The organism is Nocardia sp. SYP-A9097, from assembly GCF_009649815.1.
In the GTDB taxonomy this organism is placed as follows: domain Bacteria; phylum Actinomycetota; class Actinomycetes; order Mycobacteriales; family Mycobacteriaceae; genus Nocardia.
In genome coordinates, this window is the sequence record NZ_WJIC01000003.1 from 131,957 (window position 1) to 145,647 (window position 13,691).

Here is a 13,691-nt window from a genome sequence, read left to right on the forward strand (position 1 = left end):
GTACCATCGCTTCCCATGCCACGTTTGGTCGATCACGAGCAGCGCCGTCGCGAGATCACCACGGCTGCTCGGAGCGTTATCGCCGCCGGAGGGCTGGAGGCCGCGACCTTCCAATCGGTAGCCGCCGCGGCGGGGATCTCGGTGCGCCTGATCCAGTACTACTTCGGGGCCAAGCGGGAACTGCTGCTCGCCACCCACCTGGCCGTGGTGGTGGATTCGGGGGGCCGGTTCGCCGCGCGGGTGGGCACGCTGGGGGAGGACGCCTCACCCCGGGAAGTGATCGAGGCCGTCGCGCTCGCCCTACTGCCGCTCGATGACGCCAGCCATCAGGACAGCCTGGTGCTCGCGGCCTTTCACGCCGCGGCGCTGAGCGGGTCCGATGTCATCAAGCCGGAGGACACCCACGGCGCACCGCTGTATCTGGTGAATCTGTTCACCACGCAATTGCGGCGAAATCGGCAGCCGGGCAAGGCATTCGACAATGCCAATATGGACGCCCAGCTGATCGTTTTCGCCATCGGCAGCATCACCCAGGGTGTGCTGATCGGCAGTCACACCCGCGAGCAGGTGATCGAGTTGACCCGCCACCTGCTCGATCGGATGCTGGGGGAGTAGCCCTCACTCCATATTCACGTGGGCGCGCACGAAATCGACCACGGCATCGGTGAATTCGTCATTGGCGTCACTGGCGGCGGTATGCGCGGCCGCGCCGATCTCGGCGTATTCGGCGTGCGGTACCAGCGCCTGGAAGGAGCGCACACCTTCCTCGCTCACCACATCCGAGAGCGCGCCACGCACCAGCAGCACCGGCATGGTCAGTTGCCGCGCAGCGTCTTCCAGCGCCTCGGTGTGCATATCGATCTGCTCACCGCGCCCGCCGAGCATGGCCGGATCCCAATGCCAGTACCAGCGCCCGTCTTCGCGCTGGCGCAGATTGCGTTGCAGCCCTTCGGGATTGCGCGGCCGGCGGCGGTGCGGCAGATAGGCGGCCACGGCATCGGCGGCCTCCTCGAGGCTGGCGAAGCCCTCGGGATTGCTGCCCAGGAAGTTGATCACGCGCTCCACGCCGGCGACCTCGGGTCGCGGCACCACATCGACCAGCACCAGACCGGTCATCCGCTCGTGCTGCGGGTGCGCGCTGGCAATGAGTCCGGTGAGGCCGCCCATGCTGGCTCCGACCACGAAGCCGGGCTTGCCGATCTGCTCGAGCACGCCCAGCAGGTCCTCGACCATGGCGCCGCGGGTGTAGTCGCCCTCGGGCGCCCAGTCGCTGTCGCCGTGTCCGCGCGCGTCCAGTTGCACCGCGTGCATACCGGCCTTGGCCAGCGCCAGTCCGGAATCTTTCCAGGAGTGGCGGGTCTGTCCGCCGCCGTGCAGGAATACCACCAGCGGTCCGTCCTGGGGTCCCCAGGAGTCTCCGGCGAGGTTGATACCGCCATAGCCGCGGAAGGTGACGCGGGCTGGTTCGGTGAAGTCGGCTTCGTTGCTCACCCTCCGAGCATCGCACAGACCGGTTTACGGTGTATGAAGTGCGGTCGCCAAGCGGGTTTCGGCTGCGCCGACGGGCGCGCATTCGAGCACCCCCGCCGGGTGCGGAATCGTGCTGCGGTGCTCGGGAACACCGACTCTGTGCGTGCCGATGTCGATGAGCCGACCGGCGATTACCGCTACCGTGGAGATGGCCCGAATTCGCCGCCTGCCCATGGTGTGAGATTCCTCCCAGCGACGAGCAGTGGTCGCGAACCCCGTGCATACCAATCGGTTCGGATCATAGCTACAGAGTTGCCCGAGTCGCGTCCGCGTTGCGCGGGTCGGTCCCGGAAACCCGCTGGTGCGAGGCTTGCGCCCGGTGATCGCGGTGAACCGCCGCCTGTTCCGCAGGTGTGTCGTGCGCAACTCGCCGACCTGCCCCGACCCGCCGGTTGCCACAGGGGTGCGGTGACGGCCGGGGTCACCGGCGCTGCTAGGCTCGCAACCCGAAAAGACATCCTTTAACGGACCGTCCGGTGAGGCGGGGAAGGAGGTCGGCATGGCTGTGCCCGAAGATCGGGCGGCCAAGTCGAGCGCTGCCGAATACTCGCAGCGGCACGATCCCGCACAGGTGGACGCCGGACGAGAACTGCTCTCGGACTCGGACGTCGGCCGGACCATTGCGCGCATGGCGCATCAGATCATCGAGAAGACCGCTCTGGACTCCGGCGATCCGAACGGCCCCCGCGTGGTGCTGATCGGAATCCCCACGCGCGGAACGACTCTCGCCACTCGACTGGCGAACCGCATCGAAGAGTTCTCCGGCGTGCGACCCGCCGTCGGCTCCCTCGACATCACCCTCTACCGCGACGACCTGCGCAGCCGTCCGCACCGCCCGCTCGAGCGCACCTCGGTGCCCGAGGGCGGCATCGAAGACGTGCTGGTGGTGCTGGTCGACGACGTCCTGTTCTCCGGACGCACCGTGCGCTCGGCCCTGGACGGGCTGCGCGATCTGGGCCGCCCGCGCGCGGTCCAGCTGGCCGTACTCATCGACCGCGGCCATCGCGAACTGCCCATCCGCGCCGACTATGTCGGCAAGAACGTGCCCACCTCCCGCAGCGAGGACATCTCGGTGCTGCTGCGCGAGCACGACGGCCGCGACGGTGTGTACCTGCGACAGGAGGGTGACAAGTGAAGCATCTGCTGTCGGTGACCGATCTGGACCGCGGCGCCGCCACCGAACTCCTCGATGACGCCGAGCGGTTCGAACAGGCCCTGCTCGGCCGCGAGGTCAAGAAGCTGCCGACGCTGCGCGGGCGCACTGTGATGACGGTGTTCTTCGAGAACTCCACGCGCACAAGGGTTTCCTTCGAGGTCGCGGGCAAGTGGATGAGCGCCGACGTGATCAATGTCAGCGCCTCCAGTTCCTCGGTCTCCAAGGGTGAATCGCTGCGCGATACCGCGCTGACCCTGCACGCGGCGGGCGCGGATGCGCTCATCGTGCGGCATCCGGCCTCCGGTGCGGCGCATCAGATCGCGCGCTGGTTCTCCCAGATCCAGGAGCAGAGCGGCGGTTTCGTCGGACCCGGCCCGGCCATCATCAATGCCGGTGACGGCACTCATGAACATCCCACCCAGGCTCTGCTGGACGCGCTGACCCTGCGCCAGCGCCTCGGTGACCTCGAGGGCAAGCGCGTTGTACTGGTCGGCGACATCCTGCACAGCCGGGTCGCCCGCTCGAATGCCTTCCTGCTCAGCACACTCGGTGCCGAGGTGGTCCTGGTCGCCCCGCAGACCCTGCTCCCGGTGGGCGTGCAGCAGTGGCCGGTGCGCGTCTCGCACTCCCTCGATGCCGAGCTTCCCGGCGCGGACGCGGTCATGATGCTGCGCGTGCAGGCCGAGCGCATGAACGGCGGCTTCTTCCCGTCGGCGCGCGAGTACTCGATCAACTACGGCCTGAGCGAGCGCCGCATGGGCATGCTCGACGAGCACGCCGTGGTCCTGCATCCGGGCCCCATGCTGCGCGGCATGGAAATCGCGTCGGCCGTCGCCGATTCCCCCAAAGCGGCTGTGCTGCAACAGGTCAACAACGGAGTCCATATGCGCATGGCGGTGCTCTTCCGCCTGCTGGTCGGAACCGACGAGGTGGTGGCGTGAACGGTCAGGGCCTGGAGGAGGCAGCCTGCGTAACCACGGAAGGCTCCCGGTCGCGCCGAGAGGAGACAGCATGAGCATCCTGATCAAGAACGTCCGTCTGTATGGCGAAGGCGACCCGGTCGACGTCCTGCTGGCCGACGGTGAAATCCGCGAGATAGGTGCGGGCCTGAACGCCGATGACGCCGAAATCGTCGATGGCACCGGGCAATTCCTGCTGCCGGGCTTCATCGACCTGCACACGCACCTGCGTGAGCCCGGTCGTGAGGACACCGAAACCATCGAAACCGGTTCCGCCGCAGCAGCTCTGGGCGGCTACACGGCGGTCTTCGCCATGGCGAACACCAGCCCGGTCGCCGACTCGCAGGTCATCACCGACCATGTGTGGCGGCGCGGACAGCAGGTCGGCCTGGTCGACGTGCACCCGGTCGGCGCGGTCACCGTGGGCCTCGAGGGTAAGCAGCTCGCCGAAATGGGCACCATGGCAGCCGGAGTCGCCGGGGTGCGCATGTTCTCCGACGACGGCCACTGCGTCTACGACCCGCTGATCATGCGTCGCGCACTGGAGTACGCGAACTCGCTCGGCGTCCTCATCGCCCAGCACGCGGAGGAGCCCCGGCTCACCAAGGGCGCTGTGGCACACGAGGGTCCGAACGCCGCCCGCCTGGGCCTGGCCGGTTGGCCGCGCGCCGCGGAGGAATCCATCGTGGCCCGCGACGCCCTGCTGGCCCGCGATGCCGGTGCGCGCGTACACATCTGCCACGCCTCCACCGAAGGCACCGTCGAACTGCTGAAATGGGCCAAGTCCCAGGGCATTTCGATCACCGCCGAGGTCACCCCGCACCACCTGCTCCTGGATGACTCGCGCCTGGAGACCTACGACGCGGTGAACCGGGTCAACCCGCCGCTGCGCGAATCCTCCGATGTGACCGCGCTGCGTCAGGCCCTGGCCGATGGTGTCATCGACTGTGTCGCAACCGATCACGCCCCGCACGCCGAACAGGACAAGTGCTGCGAATTCGCGGCCGCTCGCCCCGGCATGCTCGGTCTGGAGACCGCGCTCTCGATCATCGTGCAGACCATGGTGCAGCCCGGTCTGCTCGACTGGCGCGGCGTCGCCCGCGTCATGAGTGAGAACCCGGCCCGCATTGTGGGCCTGGACGATCAGGGCCGCCCGCTCGCCGTCGGCGAACCGGCCAACCTGGCACTGATCGATCCGAACACCGAGTGGACGGTGCGCGCGAAGGAACTCGCCAGCATCGCCCACAACACCCCGTTCGACGAGATGACCCTGCCCGCGAAGGTGACCGCCACCTTCCTGCGCGGCCGGATCACCTCGCGCGACGGAGTGGCCGCCGCCCCGCGCGGTGGCGATGAGGTCTTCGCCGGTGGAGACCGGCGGGTGGGGAACCGAGGAGGTCCGTAATGGAGCGAACACTGACGGTGGTCGTGCTGCTCGCACTGTTCGCACTGTGCGTCTGGGGCATGTATCGGGCCTGGACCGGCAGAGCGAAGAAGCAGGCCGCGTCGATCGGTGAACTGCCGCTCGTTCCGGCCGACTGCGGTGCCCAGCTACTGGAGCCGACCACGGGCATGTATCTCGGCAGCACCCTCGCGCCCAGCTGGATTCAGCGAATCACGGTGGGTGACTTGGGCTTCCGGGCCACAGCGGAGATGACTCGATTCGAACGCGGAATTCTGCTCGAACGCGATGGCGCCGGCACGGTCTGGATTCCGCAGGAGTCCATTACCGCGGTGCGCACCGAGCGCGGGCATGCGGGCAAGGTGATGACGGAAGGCGGTGTGCTGGTGATTCGCTGGAAGCTGCCGACCGGAACCGAGGTGGATACCGGATTCCGGGGAGACGACAAGACGGTGTATCCGGCCTGGACCGGGACACAGACGACACAGACGACGAAGACGGGAGACGAGGCATGAGCAGCGGCAATACCGCAGTGATGGTGCTCGAAGACGGTCGCGTATTCCGCGGGACGACCTTCGGCGCTGTCGGAGAGACTTTGGGTGAGGCGGTCTTCTGCACCGCGATGACCGGGTACCAGGAGACCCTCACCGACCCCAGCTACGACCGGCAGATCGTGGTGGCTACGGCCCCGCAGATCGGCAATACCGGCTGGAATGACGAGGACGACGAGTCCGGCAAGATCTGGGTCGCCGGTTACGCCGTGCGCGACCCCTCGCGCCGCGCCTCCAACTGGCGTTCCAAGCGCACCCTGCAGGACGAGCTGGAGAACCAGAACATCGTCGGCATCGCGGGTATCGACACCCGAGCCCTGGTGCGGCACTTGCGCACTCGCGGCTCCATGAAGGCGGGCGTCTTCTCCGGTGCGGCCCTGGCCGACTACGAGGAGCTCGTGGCGCGGGTCAACGGCCAGCCCTCCATGCTGGGTGCGGACCTGGCCGGTGAGGTCTCGACCGACGAGATGTACACCATCGAGCCCGAGGGCGAGCACCGCTTCACCGTGGTCGCAGTCGATCTCGGCATCAAGTCCAACACCCCGCGCATGTTCGCCCAGCGCGGCATGCGGGTGCACGTGGTGCCCTCGAACGTGACCCTGGACCAGATCAAGGAGCTGAACCCGAACGGGGTGTTCCTGTCCAACGGTCCCGGCGACCCGGCCACCGCCGACGGCGCGGTCGCGCTGACCCAGGCTGTGCTGCAGGAGAATCTGCCGCTGTTCGGCATCTGCTTCGGCAACCAGATCCTGGGCCGCGCGCTCGGGCGCAACACCTACAAGATGAAGTTCGGCCACCGCGGCATCAATGTGCCTGTGATCGAACATCATTCGGGCCGCATCTCGATCACCGCGCAGAACCACGGCTTCGCCCTCGAAGGCGAGCGCGGCGAGGTCTTCGACACTCCGTTCGGCAAAGCCGAAGTCAGCCACATCTGCGCCAATGACGGTGTCGTCGAAGGCGTTCAGCTGGTCTCCGGCCGCGCCTTCTCGGTGCAGTACCACCCCGAGGCCGCCGCCGGACCGCACGACGCCGCCTACCTGTTCGATCGCTTCGCCAGCCTGATGGAAGGTGCCTGATGCCACGCCGTACCGACCTCAATCACATCCTGGTGATCGGCTCGGGCCCGATCGTCATCGGCCAGGCTTGTGAGTTCGACTACTCGGGAACCCAGGCGTGTCGCGTCCTGCGGTCGGAGGGCCTGCGCGTGTCGCTGGTCAACTCCAACCCGGCGACCATCATGACCGACCCGGAGTTCGCCGACGCCACCTATGTCGAACCGATCACCTGGGAATACGTCGAGAAGGTCATCGCCAAGGAGCGCCCCGACGCGATCCTGGCGACCCTGGGCGGTCAGACCGCGCTGAACTGCGCGGTCGACCTGCACGACAACGGCATTCTGGAGAAGTACAACGTCGAGCTCATCGGCGCGGACTTCGAAGCCATCCAGCGCGGCGAGGACCGGCAGAAGTTCAAGGACATCGTCGCCAAGGTCGGCGGCGAGAGCGCCCGCTCCAAGGTCTGCTACACCATGGACCAGGTTCGCGAAACCGTTGGGGAACTGGGCTTCCCGGTGGTCGTGCGCCCGTCCTTCACCATGGGCGGCCTCGGCTCCGGTATGGCCTACAACGATGACGACCTCGATCGCATCGCCGGTGGCGGCCTCGCGGCCTCGCCGACCGCGAACGTGCTCATCGAGGAATCCATCCTGGGCTGGAAGGAATTCGAGCTCGAGCTCATGCGCGACCGCAATGACAATGTGGTCATCGTCTGCTCGATCGAGAATGTCGACCCGATGGGCGTGCACACCGGTGACTCGGTCACCGTCGCCCCGGCCATGACCCTCACCGACCGCGAATACCAGAAGATGCGCGATCTCGGCATCGCCATCCTGCGCGAGGTCGGCGTCGACACCGGCGGCTGCAATATCCAGTTCGCGGTGGATCCGGCCGACGGTCGTCTCATCGTCATCGAGATGAACCCGCGCGTCTCGCGTTCGTCCGCATTGGCTTCCAAGGCAACGGGATTCCCGATCGCCAAGATCGCCGCCAAGCTGGCCATCGGCTACACCCTGGATGAGATCGTCAACGACATCACCAAGGAAACCCCGGCCTGCTTCGAGCCGACCCTCGACTACGTTGTGGTCAAGGCGCCGCGCTTCGCGTTCGAGAAGTTCCCGGGCGCCGACCCGACGCTGACCACCACCATGAAGTCGGTCGGTGAGGCAATGTCCATGGGCCGCAACTTCTCCGAGGCCCTGGGCAAGGTGCTGCGGTCGCTCGAGACCAAGGCCACCGGCTTCTGGACCCAGCCCGACGGCGAGTGGACCGACGTCGAGGCCATCCTGGAAGACCTGCGCACCCCCACCGAGGGCCGCATCTACCAGGTCGAGCGGGCGCTGCGCCTGGGCGCGAGCATCGAGGACACCGCCAAGGCGTCCGGCATCGACCCCTGGTTCGTCGCTGAGGTCGCCGCCCTGGTGGAGCTGCGTCAGGAGATCCTGGACGCCGCCGTACTGGACGAGCCGCTACTGCGCACCGCCAAGCACTACGGCCTCTCCGATCGCCAGATCGCCGCTCTGCGACCGGAACTCGCGGGTGAGGACGGTGTGCGCGCACTGCGGCACCGCCTGCAGATTCGCCCGGTGTTCAAGACCGTCGACACCTGCGCCGCCGAGTTCGAGGCCAAGACCCCGTACCACTACTCGGCCTACGAGCTCGATCCCGCCGCGGAGTCCGAGGTCGCGCCGCAGAAGGAGCGCGAGAAGGTCCTGATCCTGGGTTCGGGCCCGAACCGCATCGGCCAGGGCATCGAGTTCGACTACTCGTGTGTGCATGCGGCGCTGACGCTTTCGGAAGCCGGCTACGAGACCGTCATGGTCAACTGCAACCCCGAAACCGTCTCCACCGACTACGACACCGCCGACCGCCTCTACTTCGAGCCGCTGACCTTCGAGGACGTCCTCGAGGTCTACCACGCGGAAACCGAATCCGGCACCGTCGCAGGCGTTATCTGCCAGCTCGGCGGCCAGACCCCGCTGGGTCTGGCCCAAAAGCTCACGGACGCGGGCGTTCCCGTGGTCGGCACCTCCGCCGCCGCCATCGACCTCGCCGAGGACCGCGCCGAATTCGGCGATGTCCTTGTGGCAGCGGGCCTTCCGGCACCGAAGTACGGCACCGCCACCACCTTCCCGCAGGCGAAGAAGATCGCCGCCGAGATCGGCTACCCGGTCCTGGTGCGTCCTTCCTACGTGCTCGGTGGTCGCGGTATGGAGATCGTCTACGACGAGGCCACCCTCGAGGGCTACATTTCCCGCGCCACCGATATCTCCCCGAACCGCCCGGTGCTCATCGACCGGTTCCTGGAAGACGCCATCGAGATCGACGTCGACGCCCTGTGCGACGGCGACGAAGTGTACCTGGGCGGGGTCATGGAGCACATCGAGGAGGCCGGTATCCACTCCGGTGACTCCGCGTGCGCCCTGCCCCCGATCACCCTGGGCCGCAGCGATATCGAGGCCGTGCGCCGCTCCACCGTCGCGCTCGCGCACGGTATCGGCGTCAAGGGCCTGCTGAACGTGCAGTACGCGCTCAAGGACGATGTGCTCTACGTCCTCGAGGCCAACCCGCGCGCCAGCCGCACCGTGCCGTTCGTCTCCAAGGCCACCGCGGTGCCCCTGGCCAAGGCCGCGGCGCGAATCGCGTTGGGCGCCACCATCGCCGAACTCCGCAAGGAGGGCCTGCTCCCGGCCGAGGGCGACGGCGGGCACACCCCGATGGACGCCCCGGTCGCGGTGAAGGAAGCCGTACTGCCGTTCCACCGCTTCAAGCGGCCCGACGGCAGCGGTATCGATTCGCTGCTCTCGCCGGAGATGAAGTCCACCGGTGAGGTCATGGGCATCGACGCCGACTTCGGCACCGCGTTCGCCAAGTCCCAGACCGCTTCCTACGGTTCGCTGCCGACCGAGGGCTCCGCCTTCGTCTCGATCGCCAACCGCGACAAGCGCGCCATGGTCTTCCCGGTCAAGCGCCTGCACGACCTCGGCTTCCGCATCCTGGCCACCGAGGGCACCGCGGAAATGCTGCGCCGCAACGGAATCCCGTGCGAGCAGGTGCGCAAGCACTCCGAGGAGGCCAACGATCAGCCCAGCATCGTGGACATGATCAAGGACGGCGAAGTCGATATCGTCTTCAACACTCCGTACGGCAATAACGGTCCCCGCGTGGACGGTTACGAGATCCGCACCGCCGCGGTGAGCGCGAATATCCCGTGCATCACCACGGTGCAGGGTGCGGCCGCGGCCGTGCAGGGCATCGAGGCCACCATCAACGGCGGCATCGGCGTGCGGTCCCTGCAGGAACTCCACGCGACCCTGCGAGGCTGACACCATGACGAGTTTCGGTGTGCGACTGCGCGATGCGATGAGCGAGCACGGACCCGTCTGTGTAGGTATCGACCCACACCCGCCGCTGCTGCGGGCGTGGGGCCTGCCCGAGGACACCGTCGGCCTTGCGAAATTCGCCAACGCCTGCGTCGAGGCGTTCGCCGGTCGGGTGGCCCTGGTCAAACCGCAGGTGGCGTTCTTCGAAACCTACGGTTCCGCCGGAATCATGGTGCTGGAGGAGACCATCGGCGCCCTGCGCGAAGCGGGCACCCTGGTGCTCGCCGATGCCAAACGCGGCGATATCGGCTCCACCATGGACGCCTACGCGCACGCCTGGCTCGGCGACGGCCCCCTGGCAAGCGATGCGGTCACGGTCTCGCCCTACCTCGGATTCGGTGCTCTCGCACCGGCTCTGGAGCTGGCGCGCGCCAATGACCGTGGCGTATTCGTCCTGGCGGCCACCTCGAACCCGGAAGCGGCCGAGCTGCAACGCATTACCGGCCCGGACGGCCGCACCATCGCCCAGCGCATGGTCGATGATGCGGCCGCCGCGAACGCGGGCACCGAATTCGGTTCCGTCGGCGTCGTCATCGGCGCGACCCTCACCGAAGCTCCCGACCTGAGCGCCCTGAACGGCCCCATCCTCATGCCGGGTGTAGGCGCACAGGGCGGGGGAGCGGAGTCCATCCGCAACCTCGTCCCCGCAACCGATCTCGGCGCAGTCCTGCCGAACGTCTCCCGAGAGGTCCTCAAGTCCGGCCCGTCGGTGGAAGCTCTCCAGGACCGGGTAGCCGAACTGGCCGAGGAGTTCGCCTTCCTGCAGCACTGATTCCCACCTGATCGAATCCCGAACGGCCCGTTGCGAAATCTCGCAACGGGCCGTTCGGTACAGTGAGGTGCATGTCTGACGCGCTGTCGCCCAACGGTATTCGCCATGCTCTCGTATTGGGTGGGGGCGGTCCGCTGGGTATCTGCTGGATGGCCGGGCTGGCCGCCGGCTTACGCGAGGCGGGCGTCGACCTGTCGCTCGCCGATCGTTTCGTGGGCACCTCGGCGGGCTCGGTCGTCGGCTCGGTACTGGCCGGTCACGGTGACCTGCGGAGCCTGATCGGCGTGCCGAGGCCGGATGGCGAGGCGCCGCAGATGAATCCGGCGGGGTTCGGCGAGATCATGCAAATTCTCACCACGCCCGGCCTGAGCGCGAACGAGGCCCGGCAACGCGCCGGGGCTCGTGCCCTGGAGATGGCGGTCGGCGATCCGGCCGATCACATTGCCCGAATAGGCGGTCTCGCAGGCGCTTCCGAGTGGCCGACGGCGGATCTCGTGATCACCTCGATCGATATCGCCACCGGTGAACTACAGCTCTGGACCCGTGGCGGCGCCGCCACTCTCGCCGAGGCGCTGGCCGCCAGTACCGCGGTCCCGGGCATCTTCCCGCCCGTCCCGATCCACGGCCGCTACTACATGGACGGCGGTATTCGTTCGCCCATCAATGCCGACCTGGCCGCCGGAGCCGAGCAGATCGTGATCATCGAGCCGCTGGCGCATCTGTTCCCGCATATCCCGTCGGACAGCGAATTGGGCGGTGCCGCAACGCTGTCCATCGTTCCGAACGAGGAGACCGTCGCCATCTTCGGTCTCGAACTCTTCAATCTCGCCGCGCGGCAGCCCTCCTACGAGGCGGGTTACCGCCAGGCCGCCGAGGCTGCCCCGCGCCTGAAGGCGGTGTGGCCGACCCGCTGAACCGCACCACTTTTCACTACAGTGGCCTCGATCGCCCCGTAGTGAAAGGTGGATATTTATGTCCGGTGACGGCCTGGGTCTGGTCTCATACGCCCAAACCCGTGTCCTGGTAGACGATTTCGAGCCCAGCTTCCGCTTCTACCGCGACATCCTCGGTCTCCCGCTCAAACATCACGACGAGGGCGATCCCGAACCCGCGAACGGCCCGTACGCGTGCTTCGTCGCCGGTAATGGCGACCTCGCGCTGTTTCAGCGCGCCTTCATGGAGGCAGCCGTGGGCGCGGAACACCGCCCGCGCGATGGCGTCGATGCCGTGGTGGTGGTGCTGCGCGTCGCCGATGTCGACACCGCGGCGAAAGTCCTGGAATCGCGGGGTGTGCGCTTGACCGCCGAGCCGACCGATCAGGAGGCGTGGGGCATGCGCGTTGCTCATCTGCGCGCCCCCGAGGGCACTCTCATCGAGCTCTGCCAGTACGACGATTGATCGGTCGCTCGTCCTGATCGCGACGCTCCGGCTGCGCTGTGGGCGAAACGCCCGGGAAGTTACATCCACCGCGTTTCACCCGTCTACGGCGCGGTGAGGGGTCGCCACGCCGTACCGGGGAGGGATTAGGGGGCTGGACCTGCGGCGGGATCGAGTGTTCGAATGGTGTTCGAATGAGTCGCGTGACCCGCGACACGCGGTACAGTTTCGCGCGACACGCCGGGAAATTCGAGAAAGTTCCAGGTCGGATGATTACAGGTGGGTCACGGTCTGAATCGGACATCCCGAACGGTATTCACCGGCCCCGCCGAAAGTCGAAAAACCCCTGGCCACAAGGGGATTCACGCACCCGCCGGGGTGATCCCCGAAGCCACCGCAACCCCGCCCCCGGATGGCCGCATTCCGCCCGGTCGTGCTCGGAATCACGCGCTGACCTGGGGGGCGGGTTCGCAATCGGGAGGCGTCGTGGGTACGGTCGCTGAGACCGCCGGTTCGAACGGCGGGAGTACAAGCAATGAACGACGAGACGGAGGAACCGTGGCCCTTCCCCAGCTGACTGACGAGCAGCGCGCCGCTGCTTTGGAGAAGGCGGCTGCCGCCCGGCGCATTCGGGCGGAGCTCAAGGAGCGCCTGAAGCGTGGCGGCACCGATCTGAAGACGGTCCTTGCTGATGCCGAGAAGGACGAAGTTCTCGGCAAGATGAAGGTTTCGGCGCTGCTCGAGGCCCTGCCGAAGGTTGGCAAGGTCAAGGCTGCCGAGATCATGAGCGAACTGGAAATTGCTCCTACCCGCCGCCTGCGCGGACTGGGCGATCGGCAGCGCAAGGCGCTGCTGGCCCGGTTCGACTTCAGCGCGGAATAATCCGAGGGTGGTCGAACACACTCGGAAGGGACGACTGGTAGTACTGGTCGGCCCCTCGGCCGTCGGCAAGTCCACTGTCGTGCGCTGCGTGCGCGAACGACTGCCCGAACTGGTTTTCAGTGTTTCGGCCACCACCCGGGCCCCCCGGCCCGGGGAGGTCGACGGTCGCGACTACCGGTTCGTATCCCGCGAAGATTTCGACGCCATGATCACGGCGGAGGAACTCCTCGAATGGGCCGATATCCACGGTGGACTACAGCGGTCGGGTACTCCGGCCGCACCTGTGCGCGAAGCGCTCGCGACCGGACACCCGGTGCTGATCGAGGTCGACCTCGAAGGCGCTCGCTCGATCCGCAAGACCATGCCCGAAGCCCAATTGGTCTTCCTGGCACCGCCCAGCTGGGATGAGCTCGTATCCCGGCTGACCTCGCGAGGCACCGAATCGCCCGAGGTCATAGCGCGAAGGCTGCAAACCGCCAGAACCGAATTGGCGGCCTGTGACGAGTTCGACACCGTCATAGTGAACGACGAGGTGACGACCGCCTGCGAGCAGTTGGTATCCTTGTTCGTTAGCACAATTTCGAGGTAGTACTCGGAACCTGACCCGGCTCATCTTCGAAG

At 67.1% G+C, this 13,691-nt stretch carries 13 protein-coding genes; 12 read left to right on the forward strand and 1 reads right to left on the reverse strand.

What is annotated here, in order from left to right:
* The first annotated feature begins 15 nt into the window (after window positions 1–15).
* Window positions 16–615, forward strand: coding sequence for a TetR/AcrR family transcriptional regulator (locus tag GFY24_RS07885; RefSeq protein ID WP_153804347.1), 600 nt, complete (start codon window positions 16–18; stop codon window positions 613–615).
* A 3-nt stretch (window positions 616–618) separates the two neighbouring features.
* Here GFY24_RS07885 and GFY24_RS07890 read toward each other — a convergent pair whose 3' ends face one another.
* Window positions 619–1,491, reverse strand: a complete 873-nt coding sequence (locus GFY24_RS07890; protein ID WP_309230598.1) for an alpha/beta hydrolase — start codon at window positions 1,489–1,491, stop codon at window positions 619–621.
* Window positions 1,492–2,029: 538 nt separating this feature from the next.
* Between GFY24_RS07890 and pyrR the strand changes: the two genes are divergently transcribed.
* From pyrR to gmk, 11 genes are all read left to right on the forward strand, one after another.
* A complete protein-coding gene (gene pyrR, locus GFY24_RS07895; RefSeq protein WP_153804349.1) occupies window positions 2,030–2,665 on the forward strand; it encodes a bifunctional pyr operon transcriptional regulator/uracil phosphoribosyltransferase PyrR in 636 nt (211 codons plus the stop codon).
* The gene (locus GFY24_RS07900) at window positions 2,662–3,627 is read left to right on the forward strand and encodes an aspartate carbamoyltransferase catalytic subunit (RefSeq protein WP_309230599.1); all 966 of its coding nucleotides are present in this window, start codon (window positions 2,662–2,664) and stop codon (window positions 3,625–3,627) included. The genes pyrR and GFY24_RS07900 overlap by 4 nt, the downstream gene beginning before the upstream one ends.
* A gap of 70 nt (window positions 3,628–3,697) precedes the next feature.
* Complete coding sequence (locus GFY24_RS07905; RefSeq protein WP_153804350.1) at window positions 3,698–5,050, forward strand: dihydroorotase; 1,353 nt, start codon at window positions 3,698–3,700, stop codon at window positions 5,048–5,050.
* The gene (locus GFY24_RS07910; protein ID WP_153804351.1) at window positions 5,050–5,562 is read left to right on the forward strand and encodes a transporter; all 513 of its coding nucleotides are present in this window, start codon (window positions 5,050–5,052) and stop codon (window positions 5,560–5,562) included. Before GFY24_RS07905 ends, GFY24_RS07910 begins: the two co-directional genes overlap by 1 nt.
* Window positions 5,559–6,677: a glutamine-hydrolyzing carbamoyl-phosphate synthase small subunit gene (carA, locus tag GFY24_RS07915; RefSeq protein WP_153804352.1), complete on the forward strand. Its 1,119-nt coding sequence runs from the start codon at window positions 5,559–5,561 to the stop codon at window positions 6,675–6,677. The genes GFY24_RS07910 and carA overlap by 4 nt, the downstream gene beginning before the upstream one ends.
* On the forward strand, window positions 6,677–9,982 hold the full coding sequence (gene carB / locus GFY24_RS07920) for a carbamoyl-phosphate synthase large subunit (protein WP_153804353.1): 3,306 nt from the start codon (window positions 6,677–6,679) through the stop codon (window positions 9,980–9,982). Before carA ends, carB begins: the two co-directional genes overlap by 1 nt.
* A 4-nt stretch (window positions 9,983–9,986) precedes the next feature.
* Window positions 9,987–10,811, forward strand: coding sequence for an orotidine-5'-phosphate decarboxylase (pyrF, locus tag GFY24_RS07925; protein WP_153804354.1), 825 nt, complete (start codon window positions 9,987–9,989; stop codon window positions 10,809–10,811).
* 71 nt (window positions 10,812–10,882) lie between these two features.
* A complete protein-coding gene (locus tag GFY24_RS07930) occupies window positions 10,883–11,725 on the forward strand; it encodes a patatin-like phospholipase family protein (protein ID WP_153804355.1) in 843 nt (280 codons plus the stop codon).
* Between the two features lie 58 nt (window positions 11,726–11,783).
* Complete coding sequence (locus GFY24_RS07935) at window positions 11,784–12,209, forward strand: VOC family protein (RefSeq protein WP_153804356.1); 426 nt, start codon at window positions 11,784–11,786, stop codon at window positions 12,207–12,209.
* 537 nt (window positions 12,210–12,746) lie between these two features.
* Window positions 12,747–13,070: an integration host factor, actinobacterial type gene (gene mihF / locus GFY24_RS07940; protein WP_067521651.1), complete on the forward strand. Its 324-nt coding sequence runs from the start codon at window positions 12,747–12,749 to the stop codon at window positions 13,068–13,070.
* Between the two features lie 7 nt (window positions 13,071–13,077).
* Complete coding sequence (gmk, locus tag GFY24_RS07945; RefSeq protein ID WP_309230600.1) at window positions 13,078–13,659, forward strand: guanylate kinase; 582 nt, start codon at window positions 13,078–13,080, stop codon at window positions 13,657–13,659.
* The last annotated feature ends 32 nt before the right edge of the window (window positions 13,660–13,691 follow it).

Excerpts from the sequence above, each read along its gene's own strand:
- pyrF (WP_153804354.1), top strand. The coding sequence starts at position 9,987 with ATGACGAGTTTCGGTGTGCGACTGCGCGATGCGATGAGCGAGCACGGA.
- pyrR (WP_153804349.1), top strand. The coding sequence starts at position 2,030 with ATGGCTGTGCCCGAAGATCGGGCGGCCAAGTCGAGCGCTGCCGAATAC.
- carA (WP_153804352.1), top strand. The coding sequence starts at position 5,559 with ATGAGCAGCGGCAATACCGCAGTGATGGTGCTCGAAGACGGTCGCGTA.
- GFY24_RS07935 (WP_153804356.1), top strand. The coding sequence starts at position 11,784 with ATGTCCGGTGACGGCCTGGGTCTGGTCTCATACGCCCAAACCCGTGTC.
- carB (WP_153804353.1), top strand. The coding sequence starts at position 6,677 with ATGCCACGCCGTACCGACCTCAATCACATCCTGGTGATCGGCTCGGGC.
- GFY24_RS07885 (WP_153804347.1), top strand. The coding sequence starts at position 16 with ATGCCACGTTTGGTCGATCACGAGCAGCGCCGTCGCGAGATCACCACG.
- GFY24_RS07930 (WP_153804355.1), top strand. The coding sequence starts at position 10,883 with ATGTCTGACGCGCTGTCGCCCAACGGTATTCGCCATGCTCTCGTATTG.
- GFY24_RS07910 (WP_153804351.1), top strand. The coding sequence starts at position 5,050 with ATGGAGCGAACACTGACGGTGGTCGTGCTGCTCGCACTGTTCGCACTG.
- GFY24_RS07905 (WP_153804350.1), top strand. The coding sequence starts at position 3,698 with ATGAGCATCCTGATCAAGAACGTCCGTCTGTATGGCGAAGGCGACCCG.